Here is a 20,252-nt window from a genome sequence, read left to right as displayed (position 1 = left end):
GGTGTGGGGGTTTTTGTTCGCGGGGTGGGCGGGGGGCCGCGTGTTGGGGCCCGGGGTTGGGCCGGGGCGCCCGGGGCGCCGGGGGGCCCCCGCGGGCCCCCCCCCCCGGGCGGGGCGGGGGCGGCCGGGCGGCGGCCCGGCAACCCTCCTCGGGGGGCTTGCAAACCGGCCCGCCTGCGGAAGGATGGCCGGATGGTTGAAGAACTGATCAACTCCGACGGCGACGGCGCCACCCCCCGCCGCATCGCCGATGCGTACGTCCACGACCTCGTCGCCCTCGACCCGCTGACCGCGGTCTACCTCGGGCTCGGACCGGAGGACGACGACCGGCTCCCCGACCTCTCCCCGGCCGGCCAGGCCGCGGTGGCCGAGCTGGCCCGCCGGACCCTCGCGCGGCTGGACGCGGCCGAGGCGGCGGGGACCGCCGCCGACGACGCCGAGCGCCGCTGCGCCCGGCTGCTGCGCGAGCGGCTCACCGCCGAGCTCGCCGTCCACGAGGCGGGCGAGGACTACCGCGCCGTCCGCAACCTCTCCTCCCCGCTGCACGGGGTCCGCGAGATCTTCGACCTGCTGCCCACCGAGACCCCGGAGCAGTGGGAGCTGATCGGCCGCAGACTGGCCCGGGTGCCCGCCACCCTGGCCGGCTACCGCGAGCTGCTCGCCGAGGGCGTCGAGCGGGGGCTGCTCTCGGGCCCCCGTCAGGTCACCACCGTGGTCGGCCAGTTGGGGGAGTGGCTGGAGGGCGGCCCGGGCGGCTGGTTCGGCCGCTTCGTCGAGCCCGCCCCCGCCGGGCAGCGGGAGGCCCTGACGGCGGCCGCCGTCTCCGCCGCCGAGGCCTTCGCCGAGCTCCGCGACTGGCTGCGCGACGTCTACGGCGCGGCCGCCGCCGCCCAGCCCGACACCGTGGGCCGCGAGCGGTACGCCCGCTGGGTCCGCTACTGGACCGGCTCCGACCTCGACCTGGACGAGGCGTACACCTGGGCCTGGGGCCAGTTCCACGAGCTGGACGCGCAGATGCGGGCCGAGGCCGGCAAGGTGCTCCCCGGGGCCACCCCGATGGAGGCGATGGCCTGGCTGGAGAAGGACGGCCCGGCGATCCGGGGCGAGGAGGCCGTCCGGGAGTACCTCCAGAGCCTGATGGACCAGGCGATGAGCGACCTCCAGGGCGTGCACTTCGACCTGGCCGAGCCGCTGCTGAAGGTCGAGTCCCGGATCGCCCCGCCCGGCAGCGCCGCCGCCCCGTACTACACCGCCCCCTCGCTGGACTTCTCCCGCCCGGGCCGGACCTGGCTGCCGCTGCTCGGCCGGGAGAGCTTCCCGGTCTGGGACCTGGTCTCCACCTGGTACCACGAGGGCGTCCCCGGCCACCACCTCCAGCTGGCCCAGTGGACGTACCGCGCCGACAAGCTGTCGACCTATCAGGTCACCCTCGGCGGGGTGAGCGCCAACATGGAGGGCTGGGCGCTGTACGCCGAGCGCCTGATGGACGAGCTCGGCTACCTGACCGACCCCGGCCACCGGCTCGGCTACCTCAACGCGCAGATGATGCGCGCGCTGCGGGTGATCGTGGACATCGGCATGCACGTCGGCCTGGACTTCCCGGCCGACTCCCCGTTCAAGCCGGGCGAGGCGATGCTGCCGGACGACGCCCGGGAGTTCTTCGGCCGCTACTGCGGGCTCTCCGTCGAGTTCCTGGACAGCGAGCTGATCCGCTACCTCGGCCTGCCCGGCCAGGCGATCGGCTACAAGCTCGGCGAGCGCGCCTGGCTGCGCGGCCGGGAGGCGGCCCGCGCGGCCGCCGCGGCCCGGGGCGAGGAGTTCGACCAGAAGGCCTGGCACATGGCCGCCCTGTCCCAGGGCTCGCTGGGCCTGGACGACCTGGTCGAGGTGCTCGCGGAGCTCTAGGGGGCCGCAACCCGTAAATCTTGCTGCTCACCCTTCCGGGGGATTCCCTGGAGAGAGCACTGCTCTCTTCGGAGTCTCCCGGAAGGCGGCCCTACGGTGTCTCATCTGCACGCTCCCGAAGACCGGACGGCCGAGGCGCACCGCTGGTGGGCGCTGGTCGTGATCGGCATCGCCCAGCTGATGATCGTGCTGGACGCGACCATCGTGAACATCGCCCTGCCGTCCGCCCAGAAGGACCTGGGCATCACGGACGCCAACCGCCAGTGGGTGATCACCGCCTACACCCTGGCCTTCGGCGGACTGCTGCTGCTCGGCGGCCGGATCGGCGACCTGTTCGGCCGCAAGCGCACCTTCACCGTCGGCCTGCTCGGCTTCGCGGTCGCCTCCGCGATCGGCGGCTTCGCCACCGAGGGCTGGATGCTGTTCGCGGCCCGCGCCCTGCAGGGCGCGTTCGGCGCGGTGCTCGCCCCCTCGGCGCTGTCGTTGCTCTCCAACACCTTCACCGACCCGAAGGAACGGGCCACCGCCTTCGGCATCTTCGGTGCCATCGCGGGCACCGGTGCCGCGGTGGGCCTGATCTCCGGCGGCCTGCTCACCGAGTACCTGAACTGGCGCTGGTGCCTGTTCGTCAACATCCCGATCGCCGTCGGCGCCGCGATCGGCGCGTTCTACCTGCTCCAGCGGGACCACATCGAGAAGGGCCACCGGGTGAAGCTCGACCTGCCCGGCGCGGTGCTCGGCTGCGGCGGCCTGCTGGCCATCGTGTACGGCACCTCGGAGGCGACCGGGCGCGGCTGGGGCGACTGGCTGGTGCTCGGCTGCCTGGCACTCGGGGCCCTGCTGCTGGTGGCCCTGGTCCAGGTCGAACGCCGGACCACCCACCCGCTGCTCCCGCTGCACATCGTCGGCGACCGCAACCGGGGCGGGGCCGCGCTCGCGGTCGGACTGGCGATGATCGGGATGTTCGGCCTGTTCCTCTTCCTCACCTACTACCTGCAGGTGATCAAGGGGTACTCGCCGGTGATGGCCGGCGTCGCCTTCCTCCCGATGACCGGCGCGATCATCCTCAGCGCGACCGGCATCGCGTCCCGGCTGATGACCAGGGTGCCGTCCCGCGTCCTGGTGGTCCCCGGCCTGCTGCTGGCGGCCGCGGGCATGGCCTGGCTGATCCCGATGAAGGCGAGCAGCTCCTACGCGACCATGGTGCTGCCCAGCGAGATCCTGCTCGGCCTCGGCATGGGCCTGGTCTTCATGCCGACCATGAGCCTGGCCACCCTCGGGGTGGCCCCGCACGAGACCGGCGCCGCCTCCGCCGTCATCAACACGGCCCAGCAGGTGGGCGGTTCGCTCGGCACGGCCCTGCTCAACACCATCGCGGCCAGCGTCACCGCCACCTACCTGGCGAGCCGGGACGCGAGCAGCCAGGTGGTCCAGGCGAACGGGGCGGTGCACGGCTACTCGGTCGCGACGGCGGTGGCGATGGGCATCCTGCTGGCGGCGGCGCTGATCTCCTTCCTGATGATCGACCACAGACCGGCCCCGGGGGAGGCGGAGTCCGCCACGACCGCGCACGCGGTGGTCTGAGTCCTTCTGATCCCCCGTCAACTCCCGGCAATCCCTTGCAGAAAGCTTTCGCAAGGGATTGCCGTCGTGCGGGTGGCCCTGGTTGACTCCCGGCATGACCGAGAACGACCTGCTGGTGGTCGGCGGAGCCGGCGTCGACACCATCGTCCGGGTGGACCGGCTCCACCTGCCGGACGCCGACTCACTGCACGTCCCGCCGGTACGGGACTACGCCGCGCACACCGGCACCGGCGTCGCGCTCGGCGCGCACCGGCTCGGGCTGCGCACCGCCTTCGTCGACTACCTCGGCGACGACCCCCAGGCCGCCCTGCTGCTGGCCGAATTCCGGCGCCACGGGCTGCCGTTCGACCACCTGGTCTCCCCGGACGGCACCCCGCGCTCGGTCAACCTGGTGGACACCGACGGCCGCCGGTTCTCCTTCTACGACGGGCGGCACCCGGCGGAGCTGCGGCTGCCGCCCTCGTTCTACCTGCCGCACCTGGAGCGCAGCCGGCACGTCCACCTCTCGATCACCGGCGTCAACCGCGACATGTTCGAGGACGTCCGGCGGTTGGGGCTGACCAGCTCCACCGACCTGCACGACTGGGACGGCGAGAACCCGCACCACCTGCACTACGCGCTCAACGCCGACCTGGTCTTCCTCTCGGCGGCGGGCAGCAAGGGGCGGACGGAGGCCCTGATGCGGCGCGTCCTGGCGGACGGCCGGGCCCGGCTGGTCTGCGCCACCGACGGCGCGGCCGGCAGCCGGCTGCTCACCCGCGACGACCCCGCCACCGTCCACCACGTCCCCGCCACCGACCCGGGCCGCCCCGTCGTCGACACCAACGGCGCGGGCGACGCCTACGTCTCCGGCTTCCTCCACACCTGGCTGGCCGGCCACCCGCCCCTGCACGCCGCCCGCGCGGGCGCCGTCGCCGGCGCGTACGCCTGCACGGCGGCCGGCACCCACACCGCCCTCATCGACGCCGAGACGTTGGCGGCCGCCCTGGCGTAAGCAGCCACCCCGGGGTGCGATGGCGTACGTGGTCACCCCGGGGCGCGAGGAACGTACGTGGTTACACCGGGGGCGCGAGGAACTGCGCGAATCGGAAGACGGCTCACCGGCAACTGACCCACCGTCAGCCGGTTGCACGTGCTGCTGTTCCCCCGCGCGCAGTTCCTCGCGCCCCCGGCATCACGACCTACGTCCTCGCGCCCCCGGCATCACCACGTACGTCCTCGCGCCCCTCCGTTCAGGCGTGGTCGTCCGGGCGGATCTCGATGTGGTCCACTGCCAGGTCGGCCGCGACGCGGTGCTCCATGCCGAGGGCCGCCACGAACTTGGCGGGCAGCTGGACGCGGCCGGTGCGGTCGAGCATCACGTACTCGCGCTCGCTGACGGTCTCCTGGCCGTCCTCGTCGGTGACGGTGCGCCGCAGGACCTCGCTGCTGGTGCGGCCGTCGCGGATGGCGACCGTGCGGCGGACCTCGCCGGCCACCATCGGGTCGTGGGTGACCACCACCACGGTGACGCCGAGTTCGCGGTTGACGGTGCGCAGGGCCTCGAAGACGCCGGCGGCGGTCTCGGAGTCGAGCTCGCCGGTCGGTTCGTCGGCGAGCAGGACGGCCGGGTCGTTGGCCATGGCGACGGCGATGGCCACCCGCTGCTGCTGGCCGCCGGAGAGTTCGGAGGGCCGGCGGCCGGCCAACTCGCCGATCTCCAGGGCCTCCAGGAGTTCGGTCACCCGGGTGGTCTGCTGCCGTCCGGACTTCCGGGAGCCGCCGCGCAGCTGCATCGGCAGGGCGACGTTCTGAGCTGCCGTCAGGAAGGGCAGCAGGTTGCGCGCGGTCTGCTGGAAGACGAAGCCGACCACCTCGCGGCGGTAGCGCAGCAGGTCCTTGCCGCCGAGGGTGAGCAGGTCGCAGCCGGCCACGGTGGCGGAGCCGGCGGTCGGGCTGTCCAGCCCGGCCAGCACGTTGAGCAGGGTGGACTTGCCGCTGCCGGAGGCGCCGACCAGGGCGACCAGGTCGCCGCGGTCGACGGTCAGGTCGAGGCCCTGGAGGGCCTGGACCTCCACCTTGTCGGTGGTGAAGATCCGGACCAGCCGCTCGCAGACGATGGCGGCGTCGGCCTTGGGGGCCGCCGGGGCGGCGGCGGCCAGCGCCTTGGCCCGGAGGTCGGCCAGGCTGGGCGGTGGGGTGGTGGTCACTGGTCACCTGCTCTCAGTTCGGTGGTGATCTGGCGTCGGGCGGTGACGGCGGCCTCGGCCAGCACCGCGAGGGTGGCGAGCGCGGCCAGGCCGAGGGCCTGGACGGCGACCGGGCCGGCCAGCAGCCGCAGGCCGGGTTCGACGGCGGCGCCGACCAGCGGGCCGAGGTCGACGGCCGGGCCGAGCAGCAGCACGGCGGCCACCGCGACCCCGGCTCCGCCGGCCGCGGCCAGCAGCACCGGGGGCAGCGATTCGGCGAGCACCAGGGCGAGGCCCTGACGGGGCAGCAGGCCCATGGTGCGCAGCCGGGCGAGCAGCGCGGCCCGTTCGGGCACCGCGCGGACCAGGGTGAGCAGGACGGCGAGCACCGCGTAGAGCGCGGTGGTGCCGACGGCGGCCCAGAAGGTCCGTTCGGCGGCGGCCTGGAGCGGGTCCTCGCCGAGTTCGCGCACGGTCGCGGCACTGGTGTGCAGGCTGTGGCCGGGCCTCTGCAGGTCGGGTGGCGCGTCGGCGTCGGGCTTGGGGAAGCTCCGCTCGACGAGGGCGTGCAGGGCGGCCTCGTCGACCGGGCCGGTGGCCAGCCAGCCGTTCGGCGCTTCGGTGCCCTCCACCGCGGCGATCTGCACGATCGGCACGGAGCTGCCCAGCACGGCGGGGCTGATGCCCACCGTGCCGACGGTGTGGATCCGCAGCATTCCGCCGGGCAGGTAGATCCGGTAGTCGCCCTGCGGCAGCGAGGGGCTGACCAGGGCGGGCACCACGCCGTCCCGGGCCGGACCGAGCAGGGCCGGGTCGAAGGTGCCGCGCCCGGCGACCTGCGCCACCTCCGCGTACGGGGCGGGGTCGGCGGCCACCACGGCGACCCGGGCCGAGCCGCCGTTCTCCGAGGTCATCGTCACGTCGTCCTCGGTCCGCACCGGGACGGCGGTGCGCACGCCGGGCAGCCGGGCGGCGGTCTCGGCGAAGCCGTCCGGGAGGGTGCCGGGCGTCAGGGCCCGGACGGTGGCGTCGGCGCCGACCTGGTAGCGCGCGGCGGCGAGGCGTTCGGTGGTCACCCCCGTCAGCGCGGTGGAGCCGAAGGCGGCGCAGCCGACCGCGAGCAGCAGGGCCAGCAGCGGCAGTACCGAGGGGCGTCCGCCGGGCCCGCCGCGGGCGGCCCGGGCCAGCCCGAGGAACGCCATCGCACCGGAGCGGCGGGCGGTCCAGCGGGCCGGCAGGCCGATCAGCAGCGGCTGGAGCCGGGCCAGCAGCACCGCGCCGGAGAGCGCGAGCAGCAGTGGTGCGGCGACCAGCAGCGGGTCGATGCCCTCGCCCACCGGGGTGACGCCCCGGCGGCGGGCCTGGGTCACGGCGGCCACCGTGGCGGCCAGCACGAGGAGTTCGGCCATCAGCCGGCGGCGGCCGCCGTGCTTCGGGGGCCGCAGCGCGAGCAGGGCCCGGACCGGGAAGGCCAGCCAGGCGAGCAGGGTGACCGTCACCGCCGCGACCAGCGCGGTGGTGTGACGGTACGTCGGGAAGGCCAGCAGGGCGGTGGTGGCGCCGAGCACGGCGGCGGGGAGCACGGTGACGGCACCCTCGGCGAGCAGGCGCCGGGCCAGCCCGCCCGCACTGCCGCCGCGCGCCCGGAGCAGCCGGAGCTCGGCGGTGCGGCGGTCGGCGGCCAGTGCGGCGGCCAGGCAGAGCACCACCGCGGCCACGCCGGCGGCTCCGGCGGGGCCGACCGCGGTCAGCGTGGTGGCGGCGGTCTGCCGGGCCCGGGCCGAGTCGATCAGGGAACGCAGCTGGGACTCCACCCGCAGGTCGGCGCGGCGGCTCTCGGAGACCAGGGCAGCGGCGACCGGGCCCGAGGTGACGGTGGCCAGCGAGCTCGACGTCTCCGCGAGCCGGTCGGCCCGCAGCACCTCGGTGCTGACCGGCAGCCGCCAGAAGTCCATGGAGCCGGCGCCCCAGGCGCTGACCGCCTGGACGTAGTCGGGGCTGACCAGCGCGCCGGCCTGCCAGTACATGTCGTACGGCGGTACCCGGGTGACGGTCTGACAGGCCTTCAGCGCGCAGCCGTGGCCGATCCAGAACGGGTCCTTCGGATCGGTCGTGAAGAGGCCGGCCACCCTGACCCGGGGGGTCCTGCCGGTGTCGCGCGCGTCCGGTCCCGAGTGCAGCACCTGGCCGAGCCGGACGTTCAGGGTCTTGGCGGTCGCCTCGGCGAGCACGATCGGCCAGGGCTCGCCCTCCTGCGGGCGCCCGGTCGGCCACTGACCCTGCGTCACCCGGACGTGCTTCTCGGCCTCGTGCAGGTACAGCAGGGTGAGCTCCGGCGGGACCCCGTCCGGGGCGGACAGCCCCGGGTCGCCGAGGCCCTGCCAGTGGACGCCGCCGGTGCCGTACACCGGGCCGCCCGGGGCGAGCGGCAGCTCGGCGCCGATCTGCTCGGTGAGCAGCTTGGCGACCGAGTCGAGGGTGGCGATCTCGTTGCCCCTGCGGCCGGGCGCGCCGACGTGCAGGCTGGTGGCGTCCTCCCCGGCGTCGGCCAGGTAGCCGCGCAGCGCCCGGTCGGCGCCCCGGTCCGCGGAGAGCGGGAGGGCGGCGGCCAGGAAGGCGGTGACCAGCGCGAGCAGGGCGGTCAGCACGGCGGCCGCGGGCATGGCCCGCAGGCGGGTGCGGACCCAGGGGGCGCCGGCCGGGGCCTTCTCCGGCTCCGGCTCGTCCACGGTGATGGTCGGTCGAGCGGTCATGACTCCTCCGGGCGGCGCAGACCGGCGGCCGGGCCGCCTCGACGGGCGCCGCCGAGCGCGGCCGTGAGCAGCGGGAGCCCGGCGGTGGCGGCGGTCAGCGCCAGGGTGGGCCAGAGCGGCAGGCCGACCAGCACCTCGGGCAGGGGCGGCCGGGCGGCCGGGGTGAGCACCAGCAGCGGAACCACCAGCTGCACCAGGGCGGCGCCGAGCACCAGGCCGACGCCGGTGCCGAGCAGCACCAGGACGGCCTGTTCGGCGGCCACCGCCCGGGTGAGCAGCCGCCGCGGGGTGCCGAGCGCGAGCAGGACGGCGGACTCGCCGGCCCGCTCGGTCGCCGAGGCGGCGGCGGAGGCGGCGAAGCCGATCGCGGCCAGCAGCGCGGCGACCACCGCCAGCGCGGCCAGCGCGCCCTGCGGGGCGGCGCTCAGCGGGTCGCGCAGCAGGGCGTCGGCGCGCTCGCCGGAGAGCTCCAGCTGCTGGACACCGGGCCCGCCGCGCAGGGCGGCGGCGGCCTCGGCCGGGGTACGGTCGCCCGGCCCGGCGGCGGGCAGCCACCACTCCATCAGCGCACTCGCCTCCAGCCCGCGGGCGCCCAGCCGGCCGTGTACGGCGGGCAGGTCGACGGCGATCGCGGTGGCCCCGGCCACCGGCAGTGCCTCCACCACCCGGCCGATCCGCACCGGCAGCCTCACGCCGCCGACCAGGACCTCGATGGTGTCGCCGTCCTTTGCGCCGACCGAGGCCAGGTAGTCGCGGGTGGCCACGGCGGGCAGCGGCCCGTCGTCCGGGCGGCCGTCGGGCCGGGCCCCGGGCGGGGTCAGCATCACCGAGTCGAGGCCGAACGACGAGGCACCGGAGGGCTGGTAGGCCATCGCGAGCCCGCCCTCGGGGCCCGGCAGCAGCTTGAGCCCGGTCTTGGGCTTGGGCTCACCGAGCCGGACCTCCACCTCCTGGCGCGGCTGCCAGCCGGCGCCGGGCAGCGCCACCGGGGTGGCCGGGCCGTCGGCGGTGTCGGCCACCGCGAGCCGGCGGAGCGTCAGCTCGCCGTCCGGCTGGAGGGCGTTCCTGGGGTAGGTGACCAGCACGGCGGCCAGGGTGAGCGGGGTGGCGACGGAGCCGACCGGCGGCCCGGCCAGTGCGGTCGGGTCCACCTGGACGGTCCGCTCGCCGGACGTCCCCAGCGAGGGCGCCGCCACCCGGTGCACCAGGCCGTACCGGTCACGGAGCATCAGCGTGAGCCCGGGGCCCTGGACCGTCTCCGGCGGGTGGTCGGTCACCGGCAGCTGACCGAGCTCCACGTCCACGGTCAGGTCGATCCGCACCGGGCTGCCGGGCAGCGGCACGCCGCCCGGCTTGCCCGCCAGCGGGCCGAGCACGTCGCGGGCCGTCCGGCCGTCGAACAGGTCGGGGCGGACGGGCAGTTCCTCGGCGGCCTTGGCCGCGTCCAGCAGCAGCAGCTTGCCGGCCTTGCCGCCGGGCAGGCTCTGGTCCACCTGCGAGGCGGGGATCAGCCGTTCGCCGCCGGGCAGCGAGCCGTACCGGCCGGCCTGGCCGAGGGCGGTGATCGCCGAGCCCCAGATCCGCAGGCCGCCGGCGGTGGTGAAGTCGGCCTGGTCCTGCTGCGAGCGGCTCCAGGCGGTGTGCTGACCGAGCGCCAGCACACCGGTGGCCACCGCCAGCACCAGCAGCAGCACCGGTCCGTTCGCCCGCCCCGGGCGGCGGGCCAGCTGCCAGCCGGCCAGCGCCGGGCCCAGGGACTTGCCGCGCGCCGCCGTCCTGGCCCCCCAACGGGCCGCGAACGGCAGCAGCCGCAGCACCAGCAGGGTGCCCGCGCAGAGCGCCAGGGTCGGCGCCGCGACCAGCACCGGGTCGACCCCGAGCTCGCCGTTCGCGTCGGTGGACAACCCGCCGGTGCGGCCCGCCAGCTGACGGTAGGCCAGCACCGCCAGCACCAGCAGCGCCAGATCCGCTCCGGAGCGCGCGGCGGTGCTCACCACCGCCTGCCGCCGGGACCGGGCGCGCTGCGCGCCGCCCCTCGGCAGCGAGGTCAGCACCACGCCGACCAGCGCGCAGACCAGTGCCACCGGCCAGCGCTGCCACCAGCTGGTGGTGTCCAACGGCAGCCCCGCCAAGGCATCCTGACGGCCCAGCACCCGCAGCACCGGGCCGGCCAGCACCGGCGCCAGCAGCGCGGCGGGCAGGGCCAGCAGCACCGACTCCACCGCCGTGTACCCGGCCAGCTGGGCCCGGCTGCCGCCGCGCGCGGTCAGCAGCGCGTTCTCGCCCGCGCGGCGCTCGGTCACCAGGTGCACCACCAGCAGCAGCGCCGCCACCGCCAGCACCACCAGCTGGAGGGCCCCGATCAGCAGCGTCGAACGGGCCACCAGCGCGGCCGAGCGCAGCTCGCCGACCAGCTCCGCCAGGCCGGTCTCGGCCTGCAGGCCGCTGCTCTGCTGGAAGTCCTCCCGCAGCTGCGGGAGCCGGCGCTGGAGCGCCGTCATCCGCTCGGCGGTGACGGTGGAGAAGTCCGTGGTCAGCAGCCAGCTGCGGCCGCCCTGCGCCACCCGGCCGCCGGTGAACGCGGCGTCGTCCACCAGCATCGGCCCGTAGGTGGTGAAGCCCTTCACCTGCACCTCGCGACCGCCCAGCGGGTCCAGCCGCCAGTAGCCGGAGGAGCGGTCGGCGGCCCGGTAGACGCCGGTGACCAGCACGTCCAAGGGTTCGTTGGTGTAGCGGTCGACGACGGTGAGCTTCGCGGGCAGCGCGGCGGCGGCCAGGCCCAGGCGGGGCAGCGCGCTCTGCGGCGCGGCCACCTCGACGGGCGCGCCCGCCTGCGGCGCCTTCGGCAGGCGGCCCGCCACCAGCTCCACCCGGTCGGGGGAGAGGGCGGCCAGTACCGTCAAGTCCGGCTGCGCGTCGGCAGGTTGGGCCTGCTTGGCGGGAAGTCCGTACGCCTTGCTGCGGGCCACGCTCTGCGTGGTCGTCGGCAGCCCGTCGAACACCTCCCGGCCGAACGCGGCCACCGCGGCGTCGTCCTTCTCGCGCGGAGTCTGCCGGTCGGTGCCCACCAGCGCGGCGGCCCGGGGCTCCCCGGTCAGCGCACGGCGCAGGCCGGCCTCGCCGACGGTGCGGTCGAAGGCCGCCAGTGCGGTCAGCACGGTGGTCGTGGTGAGCACCGTGAGCAGCACGGCAGCAGCGAGCGGCAGCCGCCCACGCAGGCGCCGCAGAACGAACGAGACCATTCCCCGTAAACCCCCGTCCCGGATAGCGGACGACTCTGTCAGAGATCGTTCGTTGCGGGAAGGGTCTTGCGCGAATCGAGATGATGATGGGCAGAATCGTTCACTCGTCACACTGCCAGGGGGATGCCGAATATGACGGAGCACCAGCTCGAACCGATGGTCCAGGTCTCTGACCTGCGGCGGAGCTTCGGCAGTGGGCCCAATGCCGTCCATGCCCTGAGGGGCGTTTCGTTTATGGCCGCACGGGGGGAACTCACTGCCCTAAAGGGCAGGTCCGGTTCCGGCAAGACGACCCTGCTCAACCTCGTCGGCGGCCTCGACAGCGCCACCAGCGGAAACATCGTCATCGACGGCACCGACCTCGCCGCGCTCGACGAGAACGGCCGGCTCGCCCTGCGGCGCGACCGCATCGGCTTCGTCTTCCAGTCCTTCGGCCTGCTGCCGGTGCTCACCGCGGCCGAGAACGTCGGCGTCCCGATGCGGCTGCGGCGCCTCCCCGCCGCCGAACGCGAGGAGCGCGTCCACACCCTCCTCGCCCTGGTCGGCCTGGCCGGCCACGCCGACCAGCTCCCCTCCGAACTCTCCGGCGGCCAGCAGCAACGCGTCGCCATCGCCCGCGCCCTCGCCAACGACCCCGCCCTCATCATCGCCGACGAACCCACCGGCCAACTCGACTCCGAGACCGGCCTCGCCGTCATGGACCTGCTGCGCGCCGTCGTCCACTCCCAGGGCGTCACCGCCGTCGTCGCCACCCACGACCCCACCCTGATGTCCCAGGCCGACCGCGTCCTCGAACTCCACGACGGCCGCATCGTCGAACCGGCACTGTCGGACTGACCTCAGGTAGTCGCTCCCAGGTTCCGTCCGGGGGATTCCCAGGCTGTTCAAGGCGGTGGATCATCCGATCCTCAGAACCGCAGCCCAAGGTGGGAACCCCCGGACCCCTCTCGGCAGGAGCGCAGCCTTGACCCTCTGGCACCGCCTCGGCCTGGCCGCCGTCTTCAGCCTGCTCTTCGCCGTCACGCCCGCGGCCGCGCGCAACGCCACGCCCCCGGAGACCGCCCCCACCCCGCAGTCCGCGGCCCCCGCCCCGACCCCGGTGCCGGTCCCTTCCTCCGTCTCCACCCCCGTCCCCACCCCCAGCGCCACCGCCGTCGTGTACGGCACCACCGCCACCGCCCCGCCCGGCCCCGAGGCCGACCGCGTCGGCGTCCTCTCCTCCGGCGGCCACCACTTCTGCACCGCCAGTGTCATCGACAGCCCCGGCGGCACCCTGGCCCTCACCGCCGCCCACTGCCTCGACACCCCCGAGGGCGTCACCTTCACCCCGGCCTACCGCAACGGCACTGCCCCGTACGGCACTTGGACCGTCACCGCCGTCCACACCACCGACGCCTGGCAGGACTCCGAGGACCCCGACGCGGACTTCGCCCTCCTGGAGATCGCCCCCGACCCCGCCACCGGCCGCACCGTCCAGTCCGTCCTCGGCGGCACCCCGGTCGACTTCGCCGCCCCCCTCACCGCCACCGCCCGCCTCTACGGCTACCCCGCCCGCACCGAGACCCCGATCCTCTGCACCAACACCACCACCGCCCAGTCCCCGACCCAACGCCGCATCGACTGCCCGTCCTACCCCGGCGGCACCAGCGGCGGCCCCTTCGTCGACACCACCACCGGCCACCTCATCGGCATCATCGGCGGCCACCAACAGGGCGGCGACACCGAGGACACCTCCTACAGCCCCGCCCTGGGCGCCGCCCTCCGAACCCTCTACGAGGACGTCACCACCTGACGGCCCCGGAGTCCGCCCGGCTGCCGAACGCGGTCCCCTCCACGGTCGGCGCCCGGGACCCCTCCGGCGCGATCCCGCACCTTCCCGCAGCCGGAACATGACGAAGGCCCAGACTGACCGATGGTCAATCTGGGCCTCTGCAGCACTTCTTGCGAAGTGCCCCCGGCAGGATTCGAACCTGCGCACCCGCCTCCGGAGGGCGGTGCTCTATCCCCTGAGCTACGGGGGCCTGCTGTGTCCCCTTGCGGCGACGGAGAGAACGTTACCAGGTCGTGGACGTGGTCCGTGCACGGGTTTGGGAGGGGGGCGGCGGAAGGTGAGACGGATGTGGGGAAAAGGGCGGACGGGTGGGTGGGTGCGCGGCTACCCTCGGTGAGGTGTCAGGAGCCTCCGGGCGGGTCCTCGTGGTGGACGACAGCGAGGTGATCCGCCAGCTGATCAGAGTCAACCTGGAGCTTGAGGGCTTCGAGGTGGTGACGGCCGCCGACGGTGCGGAGTGCCTGGAGGTGGTCCGCCGGGTGGCGCCCGACGTGGTGACGCTGGACGTGATGATGCCGAGGCTCGACGGGCTGCGGACGGCGGCCCGGCTGCGGGCGGCGCCGGCCACCGCGCGGTTGCCGATCGCGATCGTGAGCGCCTGCGCCCCGGCCGAGTTGAGGCAGGGCCGGTCGGTGGGGGTGGACGGCTACCTGGGGAAGCCCTTCGATCCGGCGGACCTGGTGGCGTTGGTGCGCCGGCTGATGGCGATGAAGGTGAGCGACCCGGGCCGGCGGCAGCGGTTCGCGCACGGTTTCGGGGAGTAGCGGAAGAGGAGAAGACGTTCGCCGAGAGCGAACGCAGTGGCGGCGCGCACGTCTCAACCGGCAAACCAGGTGCGGCCCCCGGCCCCCTCTCGCCTAGGCTTGGGCCCGTGACACCCGCAGATCTCTCCCAGGCAGTCCAGGCCGCAGTGAGCGCCGCCGTCGAGGCGGGCGAGCTGACCGTCGCCGTGCCCGAGCACGTGACGATCGAACGGCCCAAGAACAGGGACCACGGCGACTACGCCACCAACGTGGCCCTCCAGCTCGCGAAGCCGGCCGGCAAGCCGCCGCGAGCCGTCGCGGAGGTCCTGGCCGGACGCCTCCGAGAGATCGCCGGTGTGTCGAAGGTGGACATCGCCGGTCCGGGCTTCCTCAACATCACGCTGGACGCCGCCACCCAGGGCGAGCTGGCGCGGACCATCGTCGAGGCCGGCCCGGCGTACGGCCGCAACGACGCACTCAAGGGCCTGAAGATCAACCTGGAGTTCGTCTCGGCGAACCCGACCGGCCCGATCCACATCGGCGGCGTCCGGTGGGCGGCCGTCGGCGACTCGCTGGCCCGGGTGCTCAAGGCGACCGGCGCCGAGGTGACCACCGAGTACTACCTCAACGACGCGGGCGTGCAGATCGGCAAGTTCGCCGCCTCGCTGCAGGCCGCCGCGAACGGCCGGCCCGCGCCGGAGGACGGCTACGTCGGCGAGTACATCGTCGACATCGCCAAGACCCTGGTGGCGAACGTCCCCGGCGTGCTCGACCTCCCGGAGGACGAGCAGGTCCAGGTGTTCCGCACCGAGGGCCTCAAGCTGATGGTCGCCGAGATCAAGCGCTCGATGGACGAGTTCGGCACCGACTTCGACGTCTGGTTCTCCGAGAAGACCCTGCACGACTCCGGCGCGGTGGAGAAGTCCATCGAGCGGCTGCGCGAGCAGGGCCACGTCTTCGACCAGGAGGGTGCGATCTGGCTGCGCACCACCGACTTCGGCGACGACAAGGACCGCGTCCTGATCAAGGCCGACGGCGAGACCACCTACTTCGCCGCCGACGCCGCCTACTACCTGAGCAAGCGGGACCGCGGCAGCGAGGTCTCGGTCTACATGCTCGGCGCCGACCACCACGGCTACGTCAACCGCCTCAAGGCCATCGCCGCCTGCGCGGGCGACGACATGGACAAGAACATCGAGGTGATGATCGGCCAGTTCGTGAAGATGGTCCGGGACGGCCAAGAGGTCCGGATGTCCAAGCGGGCGGGCAACATCATCACGATCGACGACGTGATCGAGTGGGTCGGCGTGGACGCCGCCCGCTACTCGCTGGTGCGGTACCCCACCGACTCCACCATCACGCTCGACATCAACGTGCTGACCAGCCAGACCAACGAGAACCCGGTCTTCTACGTCCAGTACGCGCACGCCCGGATGTGCTCGGTGCAGCGCAACGCGGAGCAGAAGGGCATCACCAAGGCCGCGGCCGAGGACTTCAAGCCCGAGCTGCTCAGCACCGAGTGGGAGTCCACCCTGCTCGGCCAGCTCGGCGAGTTCCCGCGGGTGCTGGCCGCGGCCGGCGAGCTGCGCGAGCCGCACCGGGTGGCCCGCTACCTCGAAGAGGTGGCCCGGGACTACCACCGCTTCTACGACAACTGCCAGATCCTGCCCAAGGGCGACGAGGAGGTCACCGACCTCACGCACGCCCGCCTCTGGCTGGCCGACGCCACGCGCACGGTCATCGCCAACGGGCTCACGCTCCTGGGCGTCTCGACGCCCGAGCGGATGTAGACGCACCAACCCCCGAGAACCCAGGGGGCGGTGACGGTCCGTCAGGACGCGTCACCGCCCCTCCTCGTAAGGAAACGCAGATGAGCCGCTCCGCCCACCCCGCCGGTCCCCGCCACGGGGACGTGCTGCCCGAGGGCCACTACCTGGCGCCCCCGGCCGACCTGAACGCGCTGGACCCGAAGGTCTGGTCGTCCACCGTCTCGCGCGGCGCCGACGGCGTCGTCGCCGTCGGCGGGCTGGACGTGAAAGCGATCGCGGCGGAGCACGGCACCCCGGCCTACGTGATGGACGAGGCCGACTTCCGCGAGCGGGCCCGGGCCTGGCGGGACGCGTTCGGCCCGGGGGCGGACGTCTACTACGCGGGCAAGGCCTTCCTCTCCAAGGCGGTGGTCCGCTGGCTGCACGAGGAGGGGCTCAACCTCGACGTGTGCAGCCAGGGCGAGCTGGCGGTGGCGCTGGCGGCCGGGATGCCGGGGGAGCGGATCGCGCTGCACGGTAACAACAAGTCCACCGAGGAGCTGGAGCAGGCGCTCAAGGCCGGGGTCGGGCACATCGTCCTGGACTCCTTCCAGGAGATCGAGCGCCTGGCCGCGGTGGCCGAGCGCCAGGGCGTCCGGCAGCCGGTGCTGATCCGGGTCACGGTCGGCGTGGAGGCGCACACCCACGAGTTCATCGCCACCGCGCACGAGGACCAGAAGTTCGGTCTCTCGCTGAACGGCGGCCGGGCGGCCGAGGCGGTCCGCCGCACGCTCGCCCACCCGAGCCTGGAGCTGCGCGGCATCCACTCGCACATCGGCTCGCAGATCTTCGACACGGCCGGCTTCGAGGTGGCCGCCCGCCGGGTGGTCGGCCTGCTGGCCGAGGTGCGGGACGAGCACGGCGTCGAGCTGCCGGAGATCGACCTGGGCGGCGGCCTGGGCATCGCGTACACCAGCGAGGACGACCCGCGCACGCCCGCCGAGATCGCCGCCTCGCTGGCCGAGATCGTCCGCCGGGAGTGCGCGGCGGCCGGGCTGACCGCGCCGCGGCTCAGCGTGGAGCCGGGCCGGGCGATCGTCGGCCCGACCGCGTTCACGCTCTACCGGGTCGGTACGATCAAGCCCCTCGACGGACTGCGCACCTACGTCAGCGTCGACGGCGGGATGTCGGACAACATCCGCACCGCCCTGTACGACGCCGAGTACTCGGTCGCCCTGGTCTCCCGCACCAGCGAGGCGGCGCCGATGCTGGTCCGGGTGGTCGGCAAGCACTGCGAGTCCGGCGACATCGTGGTCCGGGACGCCTTCCTGCCCGCCGACCTGGCGGAGGGGGACCTGATCGCGGTCCCGGCGACCGGGGCCTACTGCCGCTCGATGGCGAGCAACTACAACCACGCCCTCAAGCCCCCCGTGCTGGCCGTCCGGGACGGCTCGGCCCGGGTGATCGTCCGGCGCGAGACGGAGGAGGATCTCCTGCGTCTCGATATCGGATAGAGAAATCCTCGTCTCAGATCCTGGACCGGCCGTAGATCCGTGCGGCTGGTCCCGGAGACTGGTACGGACCGAATACCCTGCGGGCAACGGCAACCGCCGACCATGGAGCCCGCCGGAATCCCCGAGAAAGCAGAGCGGAGTCGGATGATGCGTACGCGCCCGCTGAAGGTGGCGTTGCTGGGCTGTGGTGTGGTGGGCTCCGAGGTGGCGCGCATCATGACGACGCACAGCGCCGACCTCGCCGCGCGGATCGGCGCTCCGGTCGAGCTCGCCGGCATCGCGGTCCGCCGGGCCGGCCGGGCCCGCGCCGGGGTCCCCGAGGAGCTGCTCACCACCGACGCCGAGGCCCTGGTCGGCCGTGGCGACATCGACGTGGTGATCGAGGTGGTCGGCGGGATCGAGCCGTCCAAGAGCCTGATCCTCAAGGCCTTCGAGAACGGCGCCTCGGTGGTCTCGGCCAACAAGGCGCTGCTCGCCAAGGACGGCACCGAGCTGCACGCCGCGGCCGCCGCGGCCGGGGTGGACCTCTACTACGAGGCCGCCGTGGCCGGCGCCATCCCGCTGATCCGCCCGCTGCGCGAGTCGCTGGCCGGCGACAAGGTGAACCGGGTGCTCGGGATCGTCAACGGCACCACCAACTTCATCATGGACAAGATGGACTCCACCGGCGCCGGGTACTCCGAGGCGCTGGAGGAGGCCACCGCGCTCGGCTACGCCGAGGCCGACCCGACCGCCGACGTGGAGGGCTTCGACGCCGCCGCCAAGGCCGCGATCCTGGCCGGCATCGCCTTCCACACCGAGGTCACCGCCGCGGACGTCTACCGCGAGGGCATCACCGAGGTCACCGCCGCCGACATCGCCTCCGCCAAGGAGATGGGCTGCGTGGTCAAACTGCTGGCGATCTGCGAGCGGGCCGCCGACGGCGAGTCGGTCACCGCCCGGGTGCACCCGGCGATGATCCCGCTCAGCCACCCGCTGGCCTCCGTCCGCGAGGCGTACAACGCGGTCTTCGTGGAGGCCGAGGCGGCCGGCCGGCTGATGTTCTACGGCCCCGGCGCCGGCGGCGCGCCGACCGCCTCGGCGGTCCTCGGCGACCTGGTCGCGGTCTGCCGCAACAAGATCAACGGTGCCACCGGCCCGGGCGACTCGGTCTACACCCAGCTGCCCGCCAAGCCGATGGACCAGGTGATCACCCGGTACCACGTCAGCCTGGACGTGGACGACCGCGCGGGCGTGCTCGCCCAGGTCGCCTCGGTCTTCGCCGAGCACGGGGTGTCCATCGACACCGTCCGCCAGCAGGGCCGCGACGGCGACGCCTCGCTCGTCGTGGTCACCCACCGCGCCACCGACGCCGCGCTGTCGGCGACGGTCGACAAGCTCCGCGCACTCGACAGCGTGCGCGGCGTGGCCAGCATCATGCGGGTTGAAGGGGAGTAGGAAGCACCATGAACGCCGTAGTCCAGAGCGGTCACACCCACCAGTGGCGCGGGCTCATCGAGGAGTACCGCGACCGTCTGCCGGTCACCGCCGACACCCCCGTCGTCACCCTGCTGGAGGGCGGCACGCCGCTCGTCCCGGCCCAGGTCCTCTCCGAGCGCACCGGCTGCGAGGTCTACCTCAAGGTCGAGGGCGCCAACCCGACCGGCTCCTTCAAGGACCGCGGGATGACCATGGCCATCTCCAAGGCCAAGGAGGACGGCGCCCAGGCCGTCATCTGCGCCTCCACCGGCAACACCTCGGCCTCCGCCGCCGCGTACGCGGTGCGCGCGGGCATGGTCTCCGCCGTGCTGGTGCCGCAGGGCAAGATCGCGCTCGGCAAGATGGGCCAGGCCCTGGTGCACGGCGCGAAGATCCTCCAGGTGGACGGAAACTTCGACGACTGCCTCACCCTGGCGCGTGAACTCTCCGAGAAGTACCCGGTCGCCCTGGTCAACTCGGTGAACCCGGTGCGCATCGAGGGCCAGAAGACCGCCGCCTTCGAGATCGTCGACATGCTCGGCGACGCCCCCGACATCCACGTCCTCCCGGTCGGCAACGCGGGCAACATCACCGCCTACTGGAAGGGCTACACCGAGTACGCCAAGGACGGCCTCGCCACCCGCACCCCGCGGATGTGGGGCTTCCAGGCCTCCGGCTCGGCCCCCATCGTGGACGGCGCCCCGGTGCTCAAGCCGCAGACCATCGCCACCGCGATCCGGATCGGCAACCCGGCCTCCTGGGACTACGCGCTGGCCGCCCGGGACGAGTCCGGCGGCCTCATCGACAAGGTGACGGACCGTCAGATCCTGTCCGCCTACCGGCTGCTGGCCTCCCAGGAGGGCGTCTTCGTGGAGCCCGCCTCGGCCGCCTCGGTGGCCGGCCTGCTGGCCAAGGCGGAGGCCGGCCTGGTCGACCCGGGCCAGCGGATCGTCTGCACCGTGACCGGCAACGGCCTCAAGGACCCGGACTGGGCGGTGGCCGGCGCGCCGCAGCCGCAGATCGTCCCGATCGACCCGGAGGCGGCCGCCCGCCGCCTGGGGCTGCTGGACTGACGTCGCGTCAACAGGCGGGCCGACCCTTTCGGGGGTCGGCCCGCGGTGTCCGTTCCGTGCGCGGAGCCGCACAATTTCCGGCCAGATTCGGCAACACGGCAGATCGGAGGGGTACGAGGTGTACCGCTCTGGAACCTGTCTTCGATAGTCTGGACCGCAGTGGGCCGTGCCGTGCGCCGTGCCCGCCCGCCGGGGCGCCGACCGCAGGCCCCGCACACGTACCACCGCAGGCC

General features: G+C 73.9%; 13 protein-coding genes and 1 tRNA gene. 10 read left to right on the top strand and 4 right to left on the bottom strand.

What is annotated here, in order from left to right:
• Positions 1-192: 192 nt before the first annotated feature.
• The 3 genes from ACIA8O_RS29575 (at position 193) to ACIA8O_RS29565 (ending at position 4,483) form a co-directional block, all read left to right on the top strand.
• On the top strand, positions 193-1,905 hold the full coding sequence (locus ACIA8O_RS29575; RefSeq protein WP_396297192.1) for a DUF885 domain-containing protein: 1,713 nt from the start codon (positions 193-195) through the stop codon (positions 1,903-1,905).
• A 96-nt stretch (positions 1,906-2,001) separates the two neighbouring features.
• Positions 2,002-3,489, top strand: a complete 1,488-nt coding sequence (locus ACIA8O_RS29570; protein WP_396297029.1) for an MFS transporter — start codon at positions 2,002-2,004, stop codon at positions 3,487-3,489.
• Between the two features lie 94 nt (positions 3,490-3,583).
• Positions 3,584-4,483: a carbohydrate kinase family protein gene (locus ACIA8O_RS29565; protein WP_396297028.1), complete on the top strand. Its 900-nt coding sequence runs from the start codon at positions 3,584-3,586 to the stop codon at positions 4,481-4,483.
• Positions 4,484-4,721: 238 nt separating this feature from the next.
• Here the strand turns inward: ACIA8O_RS29565 and ACIA8O_RS29560 are convergent, their stop codons facing one another.
• From ACIA8O_RS29560 to ACIA8O_RS29550, 3 genes are read right to left on the bottom strand one after another with little or no spacing between them, the layout of a single operon-like run.
• Positions 4,722-5,678 (bottom strand): ABC transporter ATP-binding protein, encoded by a 957-nt coding sequence (locus tag ACIA8O_RS29560; protein ID WP_396297027.1) that lies wholly within the window; start codon positions 5,676-5,678, stop codon positions 4,722-4,724.
• A complete protein-coding gene (locus ACIA8O_RS29555) occupies positions 5,675-8,410 on the bottom strand; it encodes a hypothetical protein (protein ID WP_396297026.1) in 2,736 nt (911 codons plus the stop codon). Before ACIA8O_RS29555 ends, ACIA8O_RS29560 begins: the two co-directional genes overlap by 4 nt.
• Positions 8,407-11,652, bottom strand: a complete 3,246-nt coding sequence (locus tag ACIA8O_RS29550; RefSeq protein WP_396297025.1) for an FtsX-like permease family protein — start codon at positions 11,650-11,652, stop codon at positions 8,407-8,409. Before ACIA8O_RS29550 ends, ACIA8O_RS29555 begins: the two co-directional genes overlap by 4 nt.
• A gap of 123 nt (positions 11,653-11,775) precedes the next feature.
• Here ACIA8O_RS29550 and ACIA8O_RS29545 point away from each other — a divergent pair, with 123 nt between their 5' ends.
• Both ACIA8O_RS29545 and ACIA8O_RS29540 read left to right on the top strand, forming a co-directional pair.
• Complete coding sequence (locus ACIA8O_RS29545; protein WP_396297024.1) at positions 11,776-12,489, top strand: ABC transporter ATP-binding protein; 714 nt, start codon at positions 11,776-11,778, stop codon at positions 12,487-12,489.
• Between the two features lie 127 nt (positions 12,490-12,616).
• The gene (locus ACIA8O_RS29540; RefSeq protein ID WP_396297023.1) at positions 12,617-13,444 is read left to right on the top strand and encodes a trypsin-like peptidase domain-containing protein; all 828 of its coding nucleotides are present in this window, start codon (positions 12,617-12,619) and stop codon (positions 13,442-13,444) included.
• A 157-nt stretch (positions 13,445-13,601) separates the two neighbouring features.
• Here the strand turns inward: ACIA8O_RS29540 and ACIA8O_RS29535 are convergent.
• Positions 13,602-13,673 (bottom strand) — tRNA-Arg (locus ACIA8O_RS29535).
• Positions 13,674-13,821: 148 nt separating this feature from the next.
• On the opposite strand from ACIA8O_RS29535, the gene ACIA8O_RS29530 reads away from it, so the two are divergent.
• The 5 genes from ACIA8O_RS29530 (at position 13,822) to thrC (ending at position 20,019) form a co-directional block, all read left to right on the top strand.
• Positions 13,822-14,247 (top strand): response regulator, encoded by a 426-nt coding sequence (locus tag ACIA8O_RS29530; RefSeq protein ID WP_396297022.1) that lies wholly within the window; start codon positions 13,822-13,824, stop codon positions 14,245-14,247.
• 107 nt (positions 14,248-14,354) lie between these two features.
• Positions 14,355-16,016 carry an arginine--tRNA ligase gene (gene argS, locus ACIA8O_RS29525; RefSeq protein WP_396297021.1) on the top strand — a complete coding sequence of 554 codons (1,662 nt, stop codon included), beginning with the start codon at positions 14,355-14,357 and terminating at the stop codon, positions 16,014-16,016.
• Positions 16,017-16,096: 80 nt separating this feature from the next.
• Positions 16,097-17,488 carry a diaminopimelate decarboxylase gene (gene lysA, locus ACIA8O_RS29520; protein WP_396297020.1) on the top strand — a complete coding sequence of 464 codons (1,392 nt, stop codon included), beginning with the start codon at positions 16,097-16,099 and terminating at the stop codon, positions 17,486-17,488.
• 144 nt (positions 17,489-17,632) lie between these two features.
• Positions 17,633-18,925, top strand: a complete 1,293-nt coding sequence (locus ACIA8O_RS29515; RefSeq protein ID WP_396297019.1) for a homoserine dehydrogenase — start codon at positions 17,633-17,635, stop codon at positions 18,923-18,925.
• Positions 18,926-18,933: 8 nt separating this feature from the next.
• Positions 18,934-20,019 (top strand): threonine synthase, encoded by a 1,086-nt coding sequence (gene thrC, locus ACIA8O_RS29510; protein WP_396297018.1) that lies wholly within the window; start codon positions 18,934-18,936, stop codon positions 20,017-20,019.
• Positions 20,020-20,252: the final 233 nt, after the last annotated feature.

The organism is Kitasatospora sp. NPDC051853, from assembly GCF_044452665.1.
Taxonomy (GTDB): Bacteria; Actinomycetota; Actinomycetes; order Streptomycetales; family Streptomycetaceae; genus Kitasatospora.
This window is presented reverse-complemented; position numbering and strand designations above follow the sequence as displayed.